Genomic DNA, 22,245 nt, shown 5'->3' with positions numbered 1-22,245 from the left:
CGTGCTCGTCCTTCTGCCACTCTCACCATCTTGGGGCGAATTCACCAATGTAGTGCCCGCTTAATTTACATGTTGCATTCACTACATATGAGATTCAATGTAGCGCATGCGGATTTCTCATGCAATAGTATTTACATGGCTGTCTTAAACTTATTTTAAAATGTTGTACACACTGAATTTAAATGTTGCGTTCACTACATTAATGTGGCACATTGCCTCCGTGGCGGCATCGTTTGGCCAGGGCATGCAAATACCTATCGAGACCGCGCAATGGAAAGATCGGCTCACAAGCCGGCAGATCCTGAAACCATGAGACATCAACGCAGCCTCTCCAATTCATAACCATCACTCCCGAATAACACCATGAGCGCTTTCAATGAAGAAACTGTGCTGTCCGTCCATCACTGGACTGACCGCCTGTTTACCTTTACCACCACACGCGACACATCACTGCGCTTTAGCAACGGCCACTTCACCATGATCGGGTTAAGGGTCAACGACAAGCCTTTGCTGCGCGCCTACAGCATCGTGAGCCCCAATCATGAAGAGCATCTCGAATTCCTCAGCATCAAGGTCGCGGAAGGTCCCCTGACGTCACGGCTGCAGCACATCAAGGTCGGCGACAAAATCATCGTTGGACGCAAGCCAACCGGCACACTGGTAATTGATTACCTGCTGCCGGGCAAAAGGCTTTACCTGCTCTCGACCGGCACGGGCCTGGCGCCATTCATGAGCATCATCCGGGACCCGGAGACTTACGAACGGTTTGAGCAGATAGTGCTCGTCCATGGCGTGCGGCAGGCAGACGAGCTGGCCTATCACGACCTGGTTGTGGATCACTTGCCCCAACATGAGTTTCTCGGTGAGCTGATCTCCAGGCAGTTGCTGTACTACCCTACCGTTACGCGGGAGGCTTACCGCAACATGGGTCGCGTCACCGACCTGATCGAAAGCGGGAAGATGTTGGCCGACCTGCAGTTGCCGGCACTGGATCCGGCGCATGACCGTGTGATGATCTGCGGCAGCCCCGCCATGCTCAAGGACCTCAAACACATGCTCGAAGGCAAAGGCTTCATCGAAGGCAATACGTCCAAGCCGGGAGATTTCGTGATCGAACGCGCCTTTGCCGAACAATGAAGATGGCCCAGCGCTTGCTTTCAAATCATTGCATTTCCCCGGGAAGCCATCCATCACACCTTTTCGCTTGATCACGCATAAACCGCGACTGGACACCTCTACATGACAGCGAAGACGGCCAAAACCATCAAGCCGCGCACTGCCACAACCAAACGCACGATTGCCAAGCGGCCCGGCGTACGGGAGCAAGCCGCGCAGACCACGCGCGACAACATCCTGCGGGCAGCCACCCGCGTCTTCGCGCGCTATGGGTATGACGGCGGGAGCGTAGAGAAAATATCCAGGTCGGCCAAGTCATTCGACCGCATGATTTACTACTACTTCGGCAGCAAGGAAGGCTTGTTCATCGAAGTGTTGGAAGACATGTACCGCCGCATGAATGACGCCGAGCTCGAGTTGTCGCTGGACATCGAGCATCCCGTGGAATCCCTGACCGACGTGATTTGCTTCGTGGTGTCCTACTACAGCAAAAATCCGGAGTTCATCACGCTGCTCAATACGGAAAACCTGCACCGCGGCAAGCACATTGCCAAATCGCAACGCGCCCGGGATTACTCGTCTCCCGCCATCGCCATCATCCGGCAACTGCTGGAAAGCGGTGTGCGCAAGAAAATTTTCCGGGCAGACATCTCCGCCCGCAATGTCTACCTGCTGATTGCCGCCACCGGCTACTTCTATATCTCTAACCGCCACACGCTGTCAGCCTTCCTCGGCGAAGACCTGCAAACACCTGAGGCGCTGGCGCAATGGCAGGCCTTCATCATCAGCACCGTGCTGCGCACTGTCATGCTGAATCCTTGAGCTCAACCCCACGCATTTGAAAGGCCACCCATGGCAGAAGCGGCATCAAGCGGAAAATCAGGAAAGGTCGTCATCAGGAACATTGGCCTGCTGCTCTCCGGAGACATCGACCAGCCTATCCTGGACGCGGACACCATCGTTGTGAACGACGGTCTCATCGTAGCTATCGGAAAGGCCAAGGACTGTGACACGGCGCATGCGCAGACCGTGATTGACGCGCACCAGACTTGCGTGGCACCCGGTTTGATCGACAGCCATGTGCATCCGGTTTTCGGCGACTGGACGCCGCGCCAGAACCAGATCGGCTGGATTGACTCCACCATGCACGGCGGCGTCACCACCATGATTTCTGCCGGCGAGGTTCACCTGCCAGGGCGCCCCAAGGATATCGTGGGCCTCAAGGCGCTGGCCATAACCGCACAACGGGCATTCGACAACTTCCGCCCAGGCGGCGTCAAGGTACTTGCCGGTGCACCCATCATCGAAAAAGGGATGACCGAACAAGATTTCAAGGACCTTGCCGACGCCGGCGTAACCTTGCTCGGCGAGGTGGGCCTGGGTTCAGTCAAGGCGGGCTACGAAGCCAAAGAGATGGTGGGTTGGGCGAGGAAATACGGCATCCAGAGCACCATTCACACCGGTGGCCCTTCCATTCCCGGCTCAGGCCTGATTGACAAGGACGTGGTACTGGAAGCAGACGCCGATGTCATCGGCCATATCAATGGCGGTCATACGGCACTGTCGGAAGCACATGTTTGCGAACTCTGTGAGAAATCATCGCGCGCCATTGAAATTGTCCATAACGGCAATGAAAAAGTCGCAATTGCAGCCGCGCAGGCGGCGCTGCAGCTCAAGTGCCCGCATCGCGTCATCCTGGGTACCGACGGGCCGGCCGGGTCCGGTGTCCAGCCGCTGGGTGTGCTGCGCCTTATCGCCCTCCTTTCCAGCCTGGGCAATATCCCGGCGGAGCTGGTTTTTTGCTTTGCCACGGGTAACACCGCGCGCATTCGCAAACTCAATTGCGGTTTGATAGAAACAGGCCGTGATGCTGATCTGGTCTTCATGGACAAAGCCCAGCACTCAGCGGGGCTCAACCTGCTGGACAGTGTGCAACGCGGGGATATTCCCGGCGTTGGCATGGTGATGATTGACGGCCTGGTTCGCTGCGGCCGCAGCCGTAACACCCCGCCGGCCACGCAGATCCCCAGCATTGTTCCGGCCTGATACGCAGGCGCTTGCGACTTGCCATCGCGTTTTCCCCAGACACAATTGCGTCGAGCTAATCGACGGGCAATCCTCTGACGTCGATCTCAAAGACAGCCGACCGGATACTTCAACAAATATTCGATCCAAACAAAAAAGCCGGTTAGCGTTAGCTAACCGGCTATCTGTTGGTTTTATGGTCGGTGTGAAAGGATTCGAACCTTCGACCCCTTGCACCCCATGCAAGTGCGCTACCAGGCTGCGCCACACACCGACAAGCCTTTTATTATAGCGTGCCGAAAATGCTTCTCAGTGCCCGGCGCTGAGGAGATCACGAATTTCAAACAACTCGCGCCGTACCAATTGCAGTCGTTGCTGAGCCGCGCTGCCGCTGGGCAAATCCGCGCCCTCCGGCTCGCTGTCTTCGAAGTCCGAGTGGTCACTGGAATCCTCAAAATCCTCCAGCAGGGACTCACCGCCTTCCAGCACTTCTACGCCGTCAAGCATGACTTCACCATTACGGCGCTTGTCGCGTTCGGTCTGAACGATTTCCTGAAGCTTGTTGCGTGCGCCGCTGATGGTGAAGCCCTGGTCATAGAGCAAATCACGGATCCGGCGGATCATCAGCACCTCATGGTGCTGGTAGTAGCGGCGGTTGCCACGCCTTTTCATCGGGCGTAGTTGCGTGAACTCTTGCTCCCAATAACGGAGCACGTGAGGTTTGACGCCGCACAAATCACTGACTTCACCGATGGTGAAATAGCGTTTCGCGGGAATGGGTGGGAGCGTTTTCTCCAATTAAATCAATGCGCTAAGGAGGAAACCTCCAAATCTACTCTAAGTCGAAACTTAGCGCAAAGAGTTGTACCGGTTTTTTGGCATGTGTTGTTCCGTCACACAGGTGACATTTAATTACAAACACCTACCAGGATACGTAAATCCGGCGGACGAAGCCACCGGGTTTAGTACTTATTCGGCAACAGTTTCGCCCTGGATCTGGTCCTTGAGCTTATGGCTGGCGTGAAATGTCACCACCCTGCGGGCCTCAATGGGGATGGCTTCGCCGGTTCGCGGGTTGCGACCGGGGCGGGGAGCTTTGGTGCGAATCTGGAAATTACCAAATCCGGAAATTTTCACGTCATTTCCGTCCACCAGGCTGTCCGAGATCAAGTCAAAAAACGCGTCGATCATGTCTTTCGATTCGCGTTTATTGAGCCCAATTTGTTCAAACAGCAACTCGGCCAGATGCGCCTTTGTCAGCGCCGGGGTTTCCAGGCTTTCTACAGAAAAATCCATGCAACGGTACTCCTGGCGACTTTTATTGTGAGCGGTATTCGTGAAAGGTCAGGCCCGCAAGCGGGCACCCAACTGACCTTGCAGATTGTCGAGCACCGACTGAACGGCCGCCTCAATCTCCTCGTCTGTCAGTGTAGCGGCGCCGCTCGAAAGCACCAAGCGCACGGCCAGGCTTTTTTCGCCGAGCTGCATGCTCGCGCTTGCCTGCTGCGGCCGATAGACGTCAAACAGCGTTGCCCCCTTGAGCAGGCCTTTCGTATTGGCGCCATGGATGGCCGACATCAGCGCGGCATGGCTGACACCCTCCGCCACGATGACGGCGATATCACGCTCTACCGGCTGTAGCTTGCTGACCGGCTTGAACTCGGGCACCGGCCGTTGCAGCACGGCATCCAGTTCCAGCTCAAACAGGAGTGGCGCCTGGGCCAGGTCGTAGCCCTGGCGCCACTGCGGGTGCAGCTCGCCCACAAAGCCGATCGACTTGCCGCCTACAGACACGCTCGCGCAGCGGCCGGGGTGCATGGCGGGGTGCGCCGCAGGCGAAAAGACAGCCTGAAGCGGCGCGAGCAAAGCCTCCACGTCGCCCTTGATGTCGAAAAAATCCACCCCCTTGTCAGGCTGGCTCCAGTTCAGTGCCGCCCGCGGGCCATAGGCCAAGCCAGCCACACGCATGGGCTGGTTGAAGCCGGCCACGGTGGTATCGGTATTCTGGACATCTGCGTCACGCAGGAAAACGCGGCCCAGTTCAAACACGTTCACGCGGGGCGCCTTGCGATCCAGGTTGAACTTGAGCACCTGCAGGAGCGAGCCCAGCAACGAGGAACGCATCACGCTCATCTGGCTGGCGATGGGATTGAGCAGCTTGATGGGGTTGGGATTACCGGCAAGCTCATGCTCCCAGCGCTCTTCCACGAAGCTGAAGTTAATGGTTTCCTGGTAACCCAGTGACGCCAGGGCGCGACGCACGCCAAAGGGGCTGCGTTCGGCTTCAGCGCGCAACCTGGCGGTGATGGGGGCCAGCGGCGGCGTCTCGGGAAGCTGGTTGTAGCCCACCATGCGCACCACTTCTTCAATGAGATCTTCTTCAATCTGCAGATCAAAGCGGTAGCTGGGTGGTGTCACGGTCAACGTGCCCTCGCCCTGCGTCACCGGCAGGCCGAGGCGCTGGAGCGCATCGAGGCATTGAGCCTGTGTGAGCGGCATGCCGATCACCTTGGCTGCACGCGCCACCCGCAAAGTGACTGGCACCGCTTTGGGAACGTTAACCTGCTGGTCATCCATGGGGCCGCACACCGTTTCCGGTGTGCCGCAGATGTCGATGATCAGCTGGGTGATGCGCTCGATGTGCTCGACGGTCTGCCCGGGATCAACGCCTCGCTCAAAACGGTGGCCTGCGTCGGTCGAGAAGTTATAACGGCGCGAGCGACCAGCGATGGCCTTGGGCCACCAGAAGGCGGCTTCGACGTAGACATGTTTCGTGTCGTCCGAGACGGCGGTCGCATCGCCGCCCATGATGCCGGCCAGCGACTCCACCTGCGCGTTGTCGGCAATCACGCCGACCTTTTCGTCAACCGTCACGGTATTGCCGTTAAGCAGCTTGAGCGTCTCGCCGGGCTTGCCCCAGCGGACATCGAGCCCGCCATGGATTTTTTCGAGGTCAAAGATGTGCGAGGGACGGCCCAGCTCGAACATCACGTAGTTGGAGATGTCCACCAGCGCCGTCACGCTGCGCTGGCCGCAGCGCACCAGGCGATCGACCATCCATTGTGGTGTGGCAGCTTTCGTATTGACGTTGCGCACCACGCGGCCGGAAAAGCGGCCGCACAAATCGGGCGCGCTGATCTTCACCGGCAGTTTCGCGGTGTCGGCGGCAGCCACGGCGGGAATGGCCGGCGTCTTCAGCGGTGCACCCGTGAGCGCAGCGACTTCGCGCGCAACACCGTAGACGCTCAGGCAATGCGCCAGGTTGGGCGTGAGCTTGAGGGTGAACAGGGTGTCGTCGAGCTTCAAATGCTCGCGGATGTCCTGGCCCAGCGGCGCATCGGCCACCAGTTCGAGCAGGCCGCCGTGGTCTTCAGAGAGCTTGAGTTCGCGCGCCGAGCACAGCATGCCCTGGCTTTCCACGCCGCGCAGTTTGCCGACCTTGATCAGGAAGGGCTTGCCGTCTTCACCGGGAGGCAACTCGGCGCCGACCAGGGCACATGGCACCTTGATGCCGACGCGGGCGTTGGGCGCACCGCAAACGATGTTGAGCAGGCTGCCCTGCCCCACGTCGACCTGGCAGACGCGCAGGCGATCGGCATCCGGGTGTTGGACGGCTTCCTTGATTTCACCAACAACAATCCTGGTGAACGGAGGTGCCACCGGCTTGAGTTCTTCGACCTCCAGGCCGGCCATGGTGAGTGTGTCGGCGAGCTGCTGGGTCGTCAAAGGCGGGTTGCAGAATTCGCGCAACCAGGATTCTGGGAATTGCATGGTCTAACCTTGTTTTCTTGTTCTTGTTATTTCAGGACTGAAACTGGGAGAGGAAGCGGATGTCGCCGTCGAAGAAGAGACGCAGGTCGTTGACGCCGTAGCGCAGCATGGTCAGGCGGTCAGGGCCCATGCCGAAGGCAAAGCCGATGTATTTCTCGGGGTCCAGCCCCATGTTGCGCACCACATTCGGGTGCACCTGGCCAGAGCCGGCCACTTCCAGCCAGCGGCCGGCGAGCGGGCCGGTCTGGAACTGGATGTCGATCTCGGCGCTGGGTTCCGTGAACGGGAAAAAGCTGGGGCGAAAGCGCAGCACCAGGTCATCGCTTTCGAAGAAAGTACGGCAGAAATCAGTGAAGACGAATTTGAGATCCTTGAAGCTTACGTTCTCGCCTATCCACAGGCCTTCGCACTGGTGGAACATGGGCGAGTGGGTGGCATCGCTGTCGACCCGGTAGGTGCGGCCCGGTGCGATGACCCGGATCTCCGGCATGCGGCCGCCTGCATCGATCAAGGCACGGTGTTTTTTGACATGCTGGACTGCATAGCGGATCTGCATGGGACTGGTATGGGTGCGCAGGAGATTGGGCGCGGCCTCGGTGCCGCCCTCGACATAAAAGGTGTCGTGCATCGAACGCGCTGGATGGTCTTCGGGCGTATTGAGCGCGGTGAAATTAAACCAGTCGGTCTCGATCTCGGGGCCTTGGGCCACGTCGAAACCCATGGAGCCGAAAATACCTTCGATGCGTTCCAGCGTCAGTGACACCGGATGCAAGCCGCCCTGCGTGCGCTGACGGCCGGGCAGGCTCACGTCGAGCGCTTCCGCCTTGAGCTGCTTTTGCAGTTCGGCGTCGGCCAGCGCCTGCCGGCGCTCGGTCAACGCGGTTTCAATCGCCTGTTTGGCGAGGTTGATAGCGGCGCCACGGGACTTCTTCTCTTCGACGCTGAGCGCTGCCATGCCTTTCATCAACTCCGTGACGCGGCCGGTTTTTCCCAGGAACTGCGCCTTGGCGTTTTCCAGGTCGGCGGGCGTGTTCGCCTGGGTAAAACTGGCCTGGGCGCTGCTAACCAGTTCTTGGAGGGCATCGGGTTGAGTCATACGTTCTCTTGTTCGAAATACAAAACAGCGAAGGCGCTTTCAGCAGCACTTCTGTTCCGTGAGTACTGCAGGAAGGCCATGAAAAAGGGCCAGAGCCTTTTCAAGCCCCAGCCCTTTATTTTCGTGCGCAAGCAGCTATTGATTTAATAGCACCAACACTGCCCGGCTTGAAAATCAGGCAGCCAGCTTGGCTTTCACCTGTTCAACGATGGCGCCGAAAGCAGCGCTGTCATGAATGGCCATGTCGGATAGAACCTTGCGGTCGATCTCGATACCGGCTTTCTTCAGGCCGTTGGCAAACTGGCTGTAGGTCAAGCCGAAGGAACGGCTTGCAGCGTTGATACGGGCGATCCACAACTGGCGGAACACGCGTTTCTTGGTACGGCGGTCACGGTAGGCATATTGCCCAGCCTTCATTACCGCTTCTTTGGCGATACGGAAGACATTGCCGCGGCGGCCGCGGAAACCTTTTGCAAGGGCTAAAACTTTTTTGTGGCGGGCGCGAGCCGTTACACCACGTTTGACGCGAGGCATGTGTGTACTCCTTGTTCGTCGTTAATTAAATGCCCTGGCCTGGGAGCATCTGTGCCATGTGACCCATATTGGTCTCATGAACAGTCACCGCACCACGCAGATGGCGTTTGTTTTTGGTGGTCTTCTTGGTCAGGATGTGACGTTTGAAGGCTTGGCCGCGCTTGACGGTACCACCCGGACGAACGCGGAAACGCTTTTTAGCGCCGCTCTTGGTCTTCATTTTGGGCATGTAAATGCTCCTTTTCATTTGTGCTCGTGAGGCGCTGCGAACCTTCCGCAGACTTGATGGCCCCGAGACACTTGTTAAGCGGGAAATCTTGCGACTTCCCGCTGCTCGCAAAAGGTTTGACCCTTCTGCTTTTGGAAAGCCGGCTTGCACCTGCTTTCACCGGAACGCCGCAAAGCGCCCCTTATCTTTACCCTCTGCTCGCCAGCCTCAGGCTGCGGACGGTGCCGGGGCCGTCTCGGCTGCCGGTTTGGCAGCACCCGGCTTTTTACGGCCCGGCGCGATCATCATGACCATCTGCCTGCCTTCAAGCTTGGGGAACTGCTCCACCACAATCAAATCGGCCAACTCATCACGAATACGCGCCAGCAGGGCCAAGCCCAGTTCCTGGTGCGTGATTTCGCGACCACGAAAACGCAAGGTAATCTTGCATTTGTCGCCTTCTTCCAAAAAGCGCTTGATATTGCGCAGTTTGATGTTGTAGTCCCCATCGTCAGTGCCGGGCCGGAATTTGATTTCCTTGATCTCGATCACTTTTTGCTTGGACTTCGCTTCCGCCGCCTTCTTCTGCTCGGCGTACTTGAACTTGCCGTAATCCATCAACCGGCACACCGGTGGAACCGCTGTGGGGGAGATTTCGACGAGGTCCACATCGGCCTCACCCGCAAGGCGCAAAGCCTCGGTGATGCTGACAATGCCCAGCGGCTCATTGTCTGGCCCGCTCAGACGTACTTCAGGGGCCATGATTTCACGGTTCAAGCGATGCTTGCGTTCTTCACGGTGACGGCGGTCACGAAATTCAGTAGCGATGGTTCTATCCTTTAACTCTTGCTATAAAAGCTATAGCTGCTTGCGCCCGTCCTGTAAGGACGACAGGCCAAATTCATCAACAATTTTGTTAAAAATCAGGCTTTTTTCGCGATGTCGGAAGCGATCGTTTCAGCGAAGGCTTCAAGAGGCATCACTCCAAGGTCTTTGTTACCCCGGGCGCGCACTGCAACGGCACCTGCCGCTTTCTCCTTGTCGCCTACGACAAGGATATACGGCAGCTTTTTCATCGAGTGCTCCCGTATTTTATACGTAATTTTCTCGTTGCGCAGGTCCAGATTGACCCTAAGCCCTTGATTTTGCAGTGTTTTGGCAACTTCCCGGGCATATTCAGCCTGGGAATCGGTGATATTGAGGACCGAAACCTGCTCGGGGGCCAGCCAGACTGGTAGCGCGCCGGCGTGTTCCTCGATCAAAATCCCGATAAAACGCTCCAGGCTGCCCACAATCGCGCGGTGCAGCATTACAGGCCGGTGACGGTTACCGTCTTCGCCCACATATTCGGCATCCAGCCGCTCCGGCATGGAGAAATCGACCTGCATGGTGCCGCATTGCCACTGGCGGCCGATGGCGTCTTTGAGCGTGTATTCGATCTTCGGGCCGTAAAAAGCGCCGTCGCCGGGGGCGATTTCAAATTCGCAGCCGGACGCGCGCAGGCTTTCCATCAGCGCATGCTCAGCCTTGTCCCAGCTTTCGTCCGAGCCGATGCGAGCCTCGGGGCGCGTGGCGACCTTGTAGATGATGTTCTTGAAGCCGAAATCTGTGTACACCTTCTGCAGCAAGGTCGTGTAGTCCACGCATTCCTTCAGGATCTGATCTTCGGTGCAGAAGATATGGCCGTCGTCCTGCGTGAAGCCGCGCACGCGCATGATGCCGTGCAACCCGCCCGAAGGCTCGTTGCGGTGGCACTGGCCGAACTCGCCGTAGCGCAGCGGCAGGTCGCGGTAGCTTTTAATGCCCTGCTTGAAGATCAGGATATGGCCGGGGCAGTTCATGGGCTTGAGCGCATATTCGCGCTTTTCGCTCTCGGTCGTGAACATGTTGTCACGGTACTTGTCCCAATGGCCGGTTTTTTCCCACAGCGTCTTGTCGATGATCTGGGGGCCCTTGACCTCCTGGTAGCCGTTGTCCTGGTAGACCTTGCGCATGTACTGCTCGACGCCCTGCCAGACCGTCCAGCCTTTGGGGTGCCAGAACACCAGGCCGGGCGCATGGTCGTCGATGTGAAACAGGTCCAGTTCCTTGCCGAGCTTGCGGTGGTCGCGCTTTTCAGCCTCCTCCAGCATCGTGAGGTACTGCTGGAGTTCGTCCTTCGTGGCCCAGGCCGTGCCGTAAACGCGCTGCAGCATTTCATTGCGGTGATCGCCGCGCCAGTAGGCACCGGCCACCTTCATGAGCTTGAAGAACTTCAGCTTGCCCGTGCTGGGCACGTGGGGGCCGCGGCACAGGTCTTCAAAAGCACCTTCGCGGTAGAGCGACACATCCTCATTGGCGGGAATGCTCGCAATGATTTCCGCCTTGTAATGCTCGCCTATGCTCTTGAAATGCGCCACGGCTTCATCGCGTGGCAGCACACGGCGGGTCACCGGCTCGTCCCTGGCGGCAAGCTCGGTCATGCGCTTTTCGATCGCCACCAGGTCTTCCGGCGTGAAGGGGCGCTTGTAGGAGAAATCGTAGAAAAACCCGTTTTCAATCACCGGGCCTATGGTGACCTGCGCATCCGGGAACAGTTCCTTGACGGCGTAGGCCAGCAAGTGGGCTGTCGAGTGACGGATCATGTCCAGTCCATCGGCGTCCTTGGCTGTGATGATGGAAACCGAGCTGTCCTTATCAATCAGATAGCTGGTGTCGACCACTTTGCCGTCAACTTTGCCGCCTAGGGCCGCTTTGGCCAGGCCGGTGCCGATTGAGGCAGCGACTTCGGCCACCGTAATGGCCTGGGGGTATTCGCGCTTGGAAGCATCGGGGAGCGTGATTTGAATCATGGGAATAACTTCTATAAGCAGGCTGAAATCAGAAAAAACAAAAAAGCGCGGAACCTGCCGCGCTTTGATAGGGGGATATGGATTTAAGCTATGAAATCAGTAGCTAACAATCACCAAGGGGTGCGGACTAGCGCCCTGGATGACTCCAGAAAACGGACGAGGGCGTAGTTCGCGGTGTMATAACCCGAACGATCCTTCCTGTTTCCAGCTTGATTGATTGCATGCGGCTATTTTACGGCAGCTTGCAGATGGCTCGCCGGCCACCTGTTCGCCTCGCGCCACAAAGTCCTATTGAGGCGAAGCCGGCGGCAAAAATCCCAGGCCAAGGCAACGCGGACATTCGGTAATCACCGTTTGTTTTTCGACTTCAAAATGCTCATTGATGTTTTCGCTTTCAATGCGCAGTTCGCCGGTGCCATTGCAATCGGGACAGGGAACACGCTTGAAACCCACGGTTAATTCCGACACGGCAACCTCCTCCGGTTAATGATGCACATCTTGTGTTTTATGTAACAAACTGCACTCTACGCTAAAAAACGCCCGTAAAAAAGCCCGGACAGGCCCTAGGTCCTGTCCAGGCTGAAAAGCTGCGCTTCAAGGGCGCAAGCGTCTGGGTAATCGTCGGTCAGGTGAGATCAGTGGAACTGCTCTTCTTCGGTAGAGCCGGTAAGTGCGGTCACGCTGGATTTGCCGCCCTGAATGGCGGTGGTCACTTCATCGAAGTACCCAGTGCCAACTTCCTGCTGGTGCGACACAAAGGTGTAGCCGCGGTCACGTGCTGCGAATTCGGGCTCCTGCACCTTCTCGATGTAAGCCGTCATGCCGCGCTTGACGTAGTCTTGCGACAGGTCGTACATGTTGTACCACATGGAGTGAATGCCAGCCAACGTGATGAACTGGTACTTGTATCCCATGGCGCCGAGCTCGCGCTGGAACTTGGCGATGGTGGCATCGTCGAGGTTTTTCTTCCAATTGAAAGACGGCGAGCAGTTGTAGGCCAGCATCTTGCCTGGGTGAACCTTGTGCACGGCATCGGCGAATTTCTTTGCGAAGTCGAGGTCAGGCGTGCCGGTTTCGCACCACACCAGGTCGGCGTAGTGGGCATAGGCGTTAGCGCGGGCGACAGCCTGCTCCAGACCCTTGCGCGTCTTGTAGAAGCCTTCGGCGGTACGCTCACCCGTCAGGAAAGGTTTGTCGATCTCGTCGTAGTCGGAAGTCAGCAAATCGGCGGCTTCGGCATCGGTACGGGCAATCACCAGCGTGGGCACGCCGCAGACGTCGGCCGCCATACGCGCGGCAATCAGCTTCTGGCAGGACTCGCGGGTGGGCAGCAAGACCTTGCCGCCCATGTGGCCGCACTTCTTGACGGAAGCCAATTGGTCTTCCCAGTGCACGCCGCCGGCGCCGGACTTGATCATGGCCTTCATCAGTTCGAAGGCATTCAGAACACCGCCGAAACCGGCTTCGGCATCCGCCACGATGGGTGCGAAGTAGTCGATGTAGTCTTTGTCGCCGGCATCAATGCCTTTGGAGTGCTGGATTTCGTCCGCACGGCGGAAGGTGTTGTTGATGGTTTCAACGACCTTGGGCACCGAGTCCACCGGGTACAGGGACTGGTCCGGGTACATGGCGGAGTAGCTGTTGTTGTCGGCAGCAACTTGCCAGCCCGACAGATAGATGGCTTTGACGCCGGCCTTGACCTGCTGCATGGCCTGGCCGCCTGTCAGGGCACCGAGGCAGTTGACGTAGGGCTCGTTGTGCAGCAGATCCCACAGTTTTTCGGCGCCGCGGCGGGCCAGCGTGTGCTCGATCGGGAAGGATCCGCGCAGGCGCACCACGTCGGCGGCGCTGTAGCCGCGCTTGATGCCTTTCCAGCGCGGGTTGGTGGCCCAGTCTTTTTCCAGGGCGGAAATTTGCTGGTCGCGGCTCAATTGTTCGGTCAGGGTTTGCGGCATGGTGGGCTCCGTAGGTTGAAAAAAAGAAATGGCGAATTCGATGGATCAACTTTAAGTCTTCTACAAGACCTTGTGAAGCTCTTATGTCTTATATAAGACAAAAATAAAATTCAATAAAATCAACGATATTTATTTAACTTATCGTAATATAAAATTCTATCTCTCATATTGAGAAATAATTTTGCACTGCAGCATTTATTGATTCCACATTGCGGAATCAATTTATTGAATGATGAAATGTGAACGGCGGCTTGCATCGGTGGTCAGCGCGCACATCAGCCCCTGCCCTCCTCTCCGGGTCCTGAAGCCCTTTGCGAACGACTCAGCTGGCGCCGCCGGTTCGATGCAACACCCAGTCGCCCAGCGTAATCACCGGTTTGCCGTGAATCCGTTCGGGGGCGATCTCATAGAGGAAACACACTAGTTCCCGCGCGCGCTCCGGTTGACCAGACCCGGATACCGGCTCAAGTTGCACCGCCACTTCGCGCTTGGTGTATTCACCGGTCTGCTGCGGCCAGACCTCCTCGATTTCATCCAGCACACGCTCCAGCTCGGGCGCCACCGCATACACCTCTCCCTGCACGGTTCCCGGTCCGGTCAGCGTCAGGCCCGGATAGCTACCCAGATGGTGCATCACGCCTGCCACGCTGGCGCGCCCTATCCAGCGGGGTGGCGGCTGCAAATGGTTGATGTCGCGCTGCTCACCCTTGCGCAGGGTGCCGTAAACAAAAACATAACGGACAGGAGATTGAGGCATTGTTTGAGTGTCGTCGCCAGAGAGTCGTCATCGGATTGTGGGCTGTCCAGGCTGCGTGTAACCGGCAATGCCCCACTGAAATTAAGGCATGATTTCAACCTCTGCCAGGCCGTTCCCGGCCGGTACAAACGCAGGCCCCGCACTGGCCCGCACCACAGGAGTCTCCAGTTTAATGAACCGAATCGTGGCTTACGCCTGCCTGGCGCTCAGCATGTCGCTCGTTGGCAGCTACGTAGCGCTTTCCAAACCCCTCGTCATCGCCTTCCCCGTCTTTTTGCTGGCCTGGCTGCGTTTTGGCATCGGTGGCAGCGCCATGCTGCACTGGCTGAAAAAACCGGCAGGCGAAGTCCCCATGAGCCGGCAAACCGGCCGACTGCTGTTCCTCGAATCCTTTCTGGGCAATTTCCTGTTTTCCATCTGCATGCTGTTTGGCGTGAGCATGACCAGCGCGGTTGCGGCCGGTGTGATCATGGCGTCCATTCCGGCAGCCGTTGCGCTGATGAGCTGGCTCTTCCTGCGGGAACGCATCGGTGCGCGCGTATGGGGCGCTATAGCCTGCGCAGTGGTCGGCATTGGCCTTGTTTCGCTATCAAAAAATGAGCTGGTTGCGCCCGTCAGCATTGGCCCGGAGGCCGATTTGGCACACAGAAATGCCTGGCTGGGCAATCTGCTGCTGGTGGGCGCGGTTTTATGCGAGGCGGCCTACGCCGTGATCGGCAAGAAGCTGACCGGCGTACTCAGCCCCAAACGCATCACCGCACTGATCAACCTCTGGGGCTTTGCCCTCGTCACCCCTTTCGGCCTCTGGATGGCCTGGGGATTTGACTTTGGCAAGGTGGCGCCCTCCGCCTGGCTGTTGCTGCTGTTTTATTCGCTCGCGGCCAGCGTATGGACGGTCTGGCTCTGGATGACCGGGCTCAGGAAGATTCCGGCGAACCAGGCCGGCGTTTTCACCGTATTGCTGCCGGTCAGCGCCGCAGCGGTCGGCGTCATTGTTCTGGGAGAAAATCTCAATGGCACCCAGATCGGTGCTTTTGCCATCGCGCTGACCGGCGTCGTGCTGGCTACTTTGCCCGGGCGGGGTCCGGGAAAGCCTGTTCCGGTCGAGCCGCCGCACTGATTTCGCGGTCCAGCCGTTTTTGCCGGCGCATCACGGAGATGCTGTAGGCAATGATGCCCAACGACACCACCGTGATCAAAATCGTGGCCGCTGCGTAAATCGACGGGTTCACACCGCGGCGGGCGTAGCTGAAGATCACCTGCGGCAAGGTCGTCACGCCGGGCCCCGACAAGAATTCGGAGATCACGACGTCGTCAAACGACAGTGTGAAGGTGAGCAGCCAGGCCGATACCAACGCCGGCGCAATGCTGGGCAAAGTCACCAGAAAGAACACCTGCACAGGCCGGCAACCCAGGTCCATGGCGGCTTCTTCCAGGGTGCGGTCCATTTCGCTGAGCCGCGACTGGATGACCACCGTGGCGTAGGCCATGCCGAGCAAGGTGTGCCCCGTCACGATGGTGATGAAACCCCGGTCCGGCCAGCCGATAGCGCGCTGCACCGCCACCATCAGCAGCAGCAGGGCCAGACCGATGATGACCTCGGGCATGACCAGGGGCGCATTGACCAACCCGTAGAACAGCGTACGCCCGGTAAAGCGCAAATAGCGAACCAGTACAAAGGCAGCGAAGCTGCCGAGCACCACCGACAGCGTGCCGGTGATCAGCGCCACCTTGAGCGACAGAAAAAATCCTTCCACCAACCGGGAGTCCGACAGCAGCGCCTCATACCAGCGCGTTGAAAAGCCGGTGAAAACACCGTCTTGCCGGGTACTGTTGAAAGAAAAGACGATGAGAAAGATGAGCGGAATGTACAGGAACAGGTATACCAGGCCCATCCAGATCCGGCCGACGTTGTTCTCAAAAAACCGGAGGATTGGTCTCAACACGTTTTTCATGTCAATGCCGTCCTTGCGCATCGCGGTCGCTGCTGGAGCGGTAGTAAAACGCCAGCGGCACCAGGATCAGGAGGATCATCACGACAGCCAGCGCGGATGCGCGCGGCCAGTTGTTGCTGCTGAACATCTCGTCCCACACCACGCGGCCGATCATGATATTTTCAGCGCCCCCAAGCAGCGACGGAATCACGAACTCGCCGACGCTGGGGATGAAAACCAGCATCGAACCGGCGATGATCCCGGACTTGCTGAGTGGAACAGTGATCAGCCAGAAAGCCTTCCAGGCGCTGGCGCCCAGATCATGGGCAGCCTCCAGCAGACGAAAATCCATCTTCACCAGGTTGGCGTAAAGCGGCAGGATCATGAAGGGGCAGTACACATAGGTCATACCGACCAGCATGGAAACGTCGGTGTAGAGCATCACCATCGGCTCCTGGATGATGCCCAGCGATAGCAGCAGGTTATTGAGCACGCCCTGATCGGCCAGGATGCCCTTCCACGCATAGACCCGCAGCAGGAAAGACGTCCAGAACGGCAACATGACCATCATCAGCAAGGCCGGGCGAATCGCCGGCCGCGAGCGCGCGATGAAGTAGGCAAACGGATAGCCGATCACCAGGCAAGACAGCGTGGTGAGCAAGGCGTACTTCAGCGAGGTCTTGTAAGCCTCCATGTAGATGGTGTTGCCAAAACCGCCTGCCGTATCGGCCGCCTTGTCGATGAAGATGGACGCATAGTTGTTGTAGCGCAGCATGACGTGCCAGGACCCCTGCACCGTCTCGATCAGCGGCGCGAAGGGATCCACGCCATTGCCCATGTCCGTGACACTGATCCGCAACAGGATCAGGAAAGGCAACACAAAGAACAGCAGCAACCAGACATAAGGCACGCCGATCACGAAGCGCCGCCCCAGGTTGAGTTGAAGCCAGGAATGAATTTTCATCGCGGTAGTGAGATAGCTTGGCGTCGCAGCAGCAGCTTATTGAGTCAGCACCACGGGCGCCGAATCGTCCCACCAGAAGAACACCGCGTCTTCCCAGGTGATCAGGGAGCTCTCGTGGCGCGTGGTGTTGGTCTCGGTGATTTTCACCCTGCGACCGCCCGGCATTTCCACAATGAAGGTGTTGTAGCTGCCGAAGTAAGCGATCTCCCGCACCTTGCCGGTGAACAGGTTGACGTTCACCTCAGGACGGGTCTTGGCAATGTGAATCTTCTCCGGCCGCACCGCGATGGCCACCGACATCCCCAGCGTGCCGCTGATGCCGTGGCCCACGTTCACCACGCCCTGCTCCGTCGTGACTTCACAGCGGTCCGCCTCGTCCAGCGTGAGCTCGCCTTCAAACATGTTGACGTTGCCGATGAAGTCGGCCACAAACCGGCAATTGGGGTGCTCGTAAATTTCCTTTGGCGTGCCGACCTGCAGGACGCGGCCGTGGCTCATGACGGCAATGCGGGAAGCCATGGCCATGGCCTCTTCCTGGTCGTGGGTCACCATCACGCAGGTGACGCCCACGGATTCAAGAATGTTGACCAGTTCGAACTGGGTGCGTTCGCGCAGCTTCTTGTCGAGCGCGCCCAGCGGCTCATCGAGCAGCAGCAACTGGGGCCGCTTGGCCAGGCTGCGCGCCAGGGCCACACGTTGCTGCTGGCCGCCTGAGAGCTGGTGCGGCTTGCGTTTGGCAAAGGTCTCCAGCTGGACCAGCTTGAGCATCTCCTGCACACGCGCCTCGATCTCACCCTTGGGCATGCCTTCGCGCTTGAGTCCGAAGGCAATGTTGTCCCACACCGTCAGATGGGGAAAGAGCGCGTACGACTGGAACATCATGTTGATGGGCCGTTCGTAAGGCGGAAAAGAGGCGATGTCCACACCGTCCAGGATCACCGAGCCTTCGGTCGGTTTTTCAAAACCCGCCAGCATGCGCAGCAAGGTCGACTTGCCGCAACCCGAGCTCCCGAGCAGCGCGAAGATTTCGCCCTTGTGAATCGACAGGGACACATCGTCCACCGCCGCCACGCCATCAAAGCGCTTGACCAGCTGCTCAGTCCGCAAAAATCCGTCACCGGCCGGGAGGGGTAGATTCATGAACAGGGGTTCTCACCAAGAAAAAAGCTGCGCACACAAAGCATTGCATGCACAGCCGGATTCACACTGAAATCAGCGCTTGCCAGAGATCAGTAAAACGTCACTTGCCTTTTTTGAAGGCCGTGAACACATTGCTCATGGATTCACGCGCTTCGTTGCTGAAGCTGGCCGGAGACACCATTTTCTTCAGATTGTCCGCATCGGGAAATACCGCCTTGTCCTTGGCGATCTCTGGCTTGACGTTGGCCAGGCTGGCCTTGTTGGCGGTGGCGTAACCCAGCTCGTTGGTCAGAGATGCAGATACCTCGGGACGCAGCGAGTAGTTGATGAAGGCCAGCGCGTTGTTCGGGTGCTTGGCATCCTTCGGAATGGCCAGCGTGTCAAAGAAGATCAGGCCGCCGGTGCTCGGCAACAGGGCCTCGACGTCATTGCCGCTCTTGTTTTCAAGGGCTCGGGCACGGGCGATGTTGATGTCGCCGGCCCAGGCCAGTGCCACGCAGGCCTTGCCGCCGGCCAGGTCGTCAATCATGGTGCTGGAGAACATGCGGATGTGCGGACGCACCTTGGCCAGCATTTCGGCCGCAGCCTTGTGGTCGGCCGGGTCGTTCGAATAGGCGTTTTTGCCCAGGTAATGCATGGCGGGCGGCAGCACTTCGGTTGGCGAGTCGAGGTAGGCAATACCGCAGGATTTGAGCTTGGCGGTGTAGACCGGGTTGAACACCAGGTCCCATGCGTTTTCAGGCATGGGGGTGGAGCCCAGCGCCTTGGTCACCTTGGCCTTGTTGATGCCGACCGTGGTGAAGCTCCAGGCCCAGGGGACGAGGTAGGCGTTACCCGGGTCGATGGTGCCCAGCTTTTCCATGATGGCGGGGTCGAGGTTGCCGTAGTTGGCGACCTTGGACTTGTCGAGCTTGGAGAGCAGGCCGCCGTCGATTTGCGGCTTGGCGAATACAGCGCCGGGCACCACGATGTCGTAGCCGGTGTTGCCTGCCACCAGCTTGGCATGCAGGGCTTCGTTGTTTTCAAAGGTCTGGTAGTTGACCTTGATGCCGGTTTCTTTTTCGAAGTTGGCGATCATGTCCTTGGCGACATAGTCAGGCCAGTTGTAGACATTGAGCACCTTTTCTTCGGCGGGGGCAGCGGCGGGTGCGCTGGCTGCGGGAGCCGGAGTGGCCGCGACAGGCGCCTCCTCTTTTTTACCGCAACCGGCCAGCATAGCTGCCAGGATGGTTGAAATCGCCAGATAGCCAAGATGCTTTTTCATAATGTCCGTAACTCCTCTTAAAACTTGGAAGTAAAAACCAGGAAACTCAAGCAAAAATCAGACCGGAGCAATTGTATAAGAGGGCTAGGGCCTGTCATCATATAAATCGCCCCCGCGCTGGGGCTGCAAGGGGCGCAGCGCTAGGCGCAGGCCCTTGACCGGGGTATCCCCCGGTCAAGGGCTGCAACAACGCGAGGCGCCCCTTGCAGCCCCAGCCCTACGGGTGGCACCCGGAAAAGGCCGCACTCGTCGTTGCGAAGCCTCACCGGGGGCCTACCCCGGCTTCATTTCGCGCCTAGATTGCGACCTTTTCCGGGTGCCACACAGCGGCGATTTATATGATGACAGGCCCTAGAGCCGCGGGAACTTTTTCTCCCCGGGGCCTGCCTCCACGGCAGCCCGGCATCTGGGCCAATTCGCCTACAGCCAGATACGCCCAAGGACGGCTGCCCAAATGGCTCGCGCTGCATACGCTAAGGGCAATTCCCTTACTTTCAGCTCAGGAGAAACCCATGGGACTTACCCAATGGTTAGGCCAGGCCGCCATGAAGCCCTTTGCCCGCGCGCTGCCCGCCATGGGCGACACCGAGCGGGCAGCGCTGGAGGCGGGCACGGTCGGGTTCGAAGGCCGGCTGTTCTCGGGAACACCCCATTTTGATGCCCTGCTGGCCGCTGGACCCAATGTACTGAGCGCCAAAGAGCAGGCCTTCCTGGACAACGAGGTCACGGCATTGTGCGCACTGCTGGACGATTTCGCCATCGACCAGGCCGGCGACCTGCCAGCCGAGGTCTGGGCTTTCATGCGCGGCAGGCGCTTCTTCGGAATGATCATTCCCGAGGAATGGGGTGGCCTCGGGTTCAGCCACTACGCCCATGCCACGGTAGTGACGCGTATCGCCACACTCAATATTTCTGCCGCCGTGACCGTCATGGTGCCGAATTCGCTGGGCCCGGCCGAACTGCTGCTGCGCTATGGCACAGCGGCACAAAAAGAGCACTACCTGCCACGCCTGGCCGATGGCCGCGACCTGCCCTGCTTCGGACTGACCTCGCCTTATGCGGGCTCCGATGCCGCGTCCATCCCTGACCGCGGCGTTGTCACCGAGCGCGAGATCGACGGCGTCATGGTGCGCGGCTTCAGTGTGGATTTCTCCAAGCGCTACATCACGCTGGCGCCCATCGCCACCGTGGTCGGCCTGGCCTTCAACGCGGTGGACGAAACCCTGCCTGAAGGCCAGCGCAACCTGGGCATCACCTGCGCGCTGATTCCCGTGCCGCAACCGGGCATGCAGATCGGCAGGCGGCACCGGCCGATGGACGCCGCCTTCATGAATGGCCCCATCGAAGGCCGTGAAGTCTTCATCCCCATGGACTGGATCATCGGCGGCGAGCAGCAGGTCGGCCAGGGCTGGCGCATGCTGATGGAATGCCTGGCCGCAGGACGCGCCATCTCATTGCCTGCGCTGGGCTCGGCCATGCAGCAAACGGCTCTTTTCGTCGCCAACGGTTACGGCCAGGTGCGGGAGCAGTTCGGGCTTCCCATCGGCCGCTTCGACGCCATTGCCGGCGTGATTGCGGAGATGGCCTGCGAGCTCTATGCGACGGACGCCGCACGCCGCTACACCGCTGCCGTGCTCGACAAAGGAGAGCAGCCCAGCGTGGCCAGCGCCATCCTGAAAGTGCACCTGACCGAAGCTGGGCGGCGCGCCGTCAGCCACGGCATGGACATTCTGGGCGGGAAAGGCATCATCCAGGGCCCGTCCAACCTGCTGTCGGTGGCCTACCGCGGTGCGCCCATCGCCATCACCGTCGAGGGCGCCAACATCCTCACCCGTTCCCTGATCATTTTTGGACAAGGCGCGGTGCGCTGCCACCCCTACGTGATGAAGGAAATGCAAGCCGTGCAGGGCAACGATGCGCAGGCGATGGGGGAAGCGCTGATCGGCCATGGCGGACACGTGCTGCGTAACTTCTGGCACAGCATCGCCGGCGCACCCTTGCGAGGCTCGCCCCCCGCGGGCCTGGAAAAAGAAGCCCGGCTGATCGCCCGCCTGAGCAGCCAGTACGCATTGACCTGCGACCTGGCCATGGGCTTGCTGGGCGGCAAGCTCAAGCGCATGGAGTTGCTGTCGGCAAGGCTGGGCGATGTGCTGGCCCATCTCTACATGGCCAGCGCCTGCCTTTGGCGCTATGCCTTCGACAAGGATACGACCATGCTGCCGGTCGCACAGGCGGCCATTCGCGTGCAGCTCGATGAAGCCGGCAACACGCTGGAGGCCCTCTACGCCAACTTTCCTTCGCCGCTAAGGCGTGTAGTGGGTGCACTGGTGCTGAACCGCAGCACGCGCCTGGCACCGCTTCGGGACGTTCAGCTGCTGGAACTTGCCAAACTTCTGCGAACCAAGTCCGCTGTCGTGAGGCGTCTGTGCCCCGATTTGGCTATGCCAACAAGCGGTGGGCTGCGCGACCTGATGGATGCGCTCGATCTGGCAACGCAGCTCGGCGAAGAAACCGTGGCGCTGAACAAGGCCGTGCGCAGCAATCAGTCCATGGAGCACGCCGCGCAAGCCTCAAGCCGCCCGAACCTGGCGTTGGCTTATTTGCGCGCCGCCGACAAGGTGATCCAGGTCGACGACTTTGCGCCTTAGAA

At 59.0% G+C, this 22,245-nt stretch carries 20 protein-coding genes and 1 tRNA gene; 5 read left to right on the top strand and 16 right to left on the bottom strand.

Annotation, left to right across the window (positions count from 1 at the left end):
* Positions 1–363: 363 nt before the first annotated feature.
* The 3 genes from AC1DY9_RS02920 to AC1DY9_RS02910 all read left to right on the top strand — a co-directional run bounded on the left by AC1DY9_RS02920 (position 364) and on the right by AC1DY9_RS02910 (position 3,162).
* Positions 364–1,137 carry a ferredoxin--NADP reductase gene (locus tag AC1DY9_RS02920; RefSeq protein WP_457280352.1) on the top strand — a complete coding sequence of 258 codons (774 nt, stop codon included), beginning with the start codon at positions 364–366 and terminating at the stop codon, positions 1,135–1,137.
* Between the two features lie 102 nt (positions 1,138–1,239).
* Positions 1,240–1,938 (top strand): TetR family transcriptional regulator, encoded by a 699-nt coding sequence (locus AC1DY9_RS02915; protein ID WP_457280351.1) that lies wholly within the window; start codon positions 1,240–1,242, stop codon positions 1,936–1,938.
* Positions 1,939–1,968: 30 nt separating this feature from the next.
* Positions 1,969–3,162 carry an amidohydrolase family protein gene (locus AC1DY9_RS02910; protein ID WP_457280350.1) on the top strand — a complete coding sequence of 398 codons (1,194 nt, stop codon included), beginning with the start codon at positions 1,969–1,971 and terminating at the stop codon, positions 3,160–3,162.
* Positions 3,163–3,338: 176 nt separating this feature from the next.
* Here the strand turns inward: AC1DY9_RS02910 and AC1DY9_RS02905 are convergent.
* The 12 genes from AC1DY9_RS02905 to AC1DY9_RS02850 form a co-directional block, all read right to left on the bottom strand.
* A tRNA-Pro gene (locus AC1DY9_RS02905) sits at positions 3,339–3,415 on the bottom strand.
* A 35-nt stretch (positions 3,416–3,450) separates the two neighbouring features.
* The gene (locus tag AC1DY9_RS02900; RefSeq protein WP_457280349.1) at positions 3,451–3,939 is read right to left on the bottom strand and encodes a MerR family transcriptional regulator; all 489 of its coding nucleotides are present in this window, start codon (positions 3,937–3,939) and stop codon (positions 3,451–3,453) included.
* Between the two features lie 171 nt (positions 3,940–4,110).
* Positions 4,111–4,437, bottom strand: coding sequence for an integration host factor subunit alpha (locus tag AC1DY9_RS02895; RefSeq protein WP_457280348.1), 327 nt, complete (start codon positions 4,435–4,437; stop codon positions 4,111–4,113).
* Positions 4,438–4,485: 48 nt separating this feature from the next.
* Positions 4,486–6,912 carry a phenylalanine--tRNA ligase subunit beta gene (pheT, locus tag AC1DY9_RS02890; RefSeq protein WP_477665748.1) on the bottom strand — a complete coding sequence of 809 codons (2,427 nt, stop codon included), beginning with the start codon at positions 6,910–6,912 and terminating at the stop codon, positions 4,486–4,488.
* A 31-nt stretch (positions 6,913–6,943) separates the two neighbouring features.
* Positions 6,944–8,008, bottom strand: a complete 1,065-nt coding sequence (gene pheS / locus AC1DY9_RS02885) for a phenylalanine--tRNA ligase subunit alpha (protein WP_457280346.1) — start codon at positions 8,006–8,008, stop codon at positions 6,944–6,946.
* Positions 8,009–8,182: 174 nt separating this feature from the next.
* Positions 8,183–8,542: a 50S ribosomal protein L20 gene (gene rplT, locus AC1DY9_RS02880; protein ID WP_348046678.1), complete on the bottom strand. Its 360-nt coding sequence runs from the start codon at positions 8,540–8,542 to the stop codon at positions 8,183–8,185.
* A gap of 25 nt (positions 8,543–8,567) precedes the next feature.
* The gene (gene rpmI, locus AC1DY9_RS02875) at positions 8,568–8,771 is read right to left on the bottom strand and encodes a 50S ribosomal protein L35 (protein WP_007870723.1); all 204 of its coding nucleotides are present in this window, start codon (positions 8,769–8,771) and stop codon (positions 8,568–8,570) included.
* Between the two features lie 207 nt (positions 8,772–8,978).
* Entirely contained in the window at positions 8,979–9,578 is a 600-nt protein-coding gene (gene infC, locus AC1DY9_RS02870) for a translation initiation factor IF-3 (protein ID WP_457280968.1), read from the bottom strand.
* A gap of 95 nt (positions 9,579–9,673) precedes the next feature.
* Entirely contained in the window at positions 9,674–11,581 is a 1,908-nt protein-coding gene (gene thrS / locus AC1DY9_RS02865) for a threonine--tRNA ligase (RefSeq protein ID WP_457280345.1), read from the bottom strand.
* Between the two features lie 288 nt (positions 11,582–11,869).
* Positions 11,870–12,049: a hypothetical protein gene (locus AC1DY9_RS02860; RefSeq protein ID WP_431095808.1), complete on the bottom strand. Its 180-nt coding sequence runs from the start codon at positions 12,047–12,049 to the stop codon at positions 11,870–11,872.
* A gap of 167 nt (positions 12,050–12,216) precedes the next feature.
* A complete protein-coding gene (gene aceA / locus AC1DY9_RS02855) occupies positions 12,217–13,536 on the bottom strand; it encodes an isocitrate lyase (RefSeq protein ID WP_457280344.1) in 1,320 nt (439 codons plus the stop codon).
* A gap of 322 nt (positions 13,537–13,858) precedes the next feature.
* Positions 13,859–14,293, bottom strand: a complete 435-nt coding sequence (locus tag AC1DY9_RS02850) for a gamma-glutamylcyclotransferase family protein (protein WP_457280343.1) — start codon at positions 14,291–14,293, stop codon at positions 13,859–13,861.
* Positions 14,294–14,465: 172 nt separating this feature from the next.
* On the opposite strand from AC1DY9_RS02850, the gene AC1DY9_RS02845 reads away from it, so the two are divergent.
* Positions 14,466–15,413, top strand: a complete 948-nt coding sequence (locus tag AC1DY9_RS02845) for a DMT family transporter (protein WP_457280342.1) — start codon at positions 14,466–14,468, stop codon at positions 15,411–15,413.
* Here AC1DY9_RS02845 and AC1DY9_RS02840 read toward each other — a convergent pair.
* The 4 genes from AC1DY9_RS02840 to AC1DY9_RS02825 form a co-directional block, all read right to left on the bottom strand.
* The gene (locus tag AC1DY9_RS02840; protein WP_457280967.1) at positions 15,358–16,188 is read right to left on the bottom strand and encodes an ABC transporter permease; all 831 of its coding nucleotides are present in this window, start codon (positions 16,186–16,188) and stop codon (positions 15,358–15,360) included. The two genes, AC1DY9_RS02845 and AC1DY9_RS02840, sit on opposite strands and share 56 nt — an antisense overlap.
* Before the next feature lie 61 nt (positions 16,189–16,249).
* Entirely contained in the window at positions 16,250–17,191 is a 942-nt protein-coding gene (locus AC1DY9_RS02835; RefSeq protein WP_457280341.1) for an ABC transporter permease, read from the bottom strand.
* Between the two features lie 36 nt (positions 17,192–17,227).
* The gene (locus AC1DY9_RS02830; RefSeq protein WP_457280340.1) at positions 17,228–18,331 is read right to left on the bottom strand and encodes an ABC transporter ATP-binding protein; all 1,104 of its coding nucleotides are present in this window, start codon (positions 18,329–18,331) and stop codon (positions 17,228–17,230) included.
* A gap of 100 nt (positions 18,332–18,431) precedes the next feature.
* A complete protein-coding gene (locus AC1DY9_RS02825; RefSeq protein ID WP_457280339.1) occupies positions 18,432–19,595 on the bottom strand; it encodes an extracellular solute-binding protein in 1,164 nt (387 codons plus the stop codon).
* A gap of 512 nt (positions 19,596–20,107) precedes the next feature.
* Between AC1DY9_RS02825 and AC1DY9_RS02820 the strand changes: the two genes are divergently transcribed.
* The gene (locus AC1DY9_RS02820; RefSeq protein WP_477665747.1) at positions 20,108–22,243 is read left to right on the top strand and encodes an acyl-CoA dehydrogenase; all 2,136 of its coding nucleotides are present in this window, start codon (positions 20,108–20,110) and stop codon (positions 22,241–22,243) included.
* Positions 22,244–22,245 lie beyond the last annotated feature (2 nt).

The sequence above is a fragment of the Polaromonas sp. P1_F6 genome, from assembly GCF_056405695.1.
This window is presented reverse-complemented; position numbering and strand designations above follow the sequence as displayed.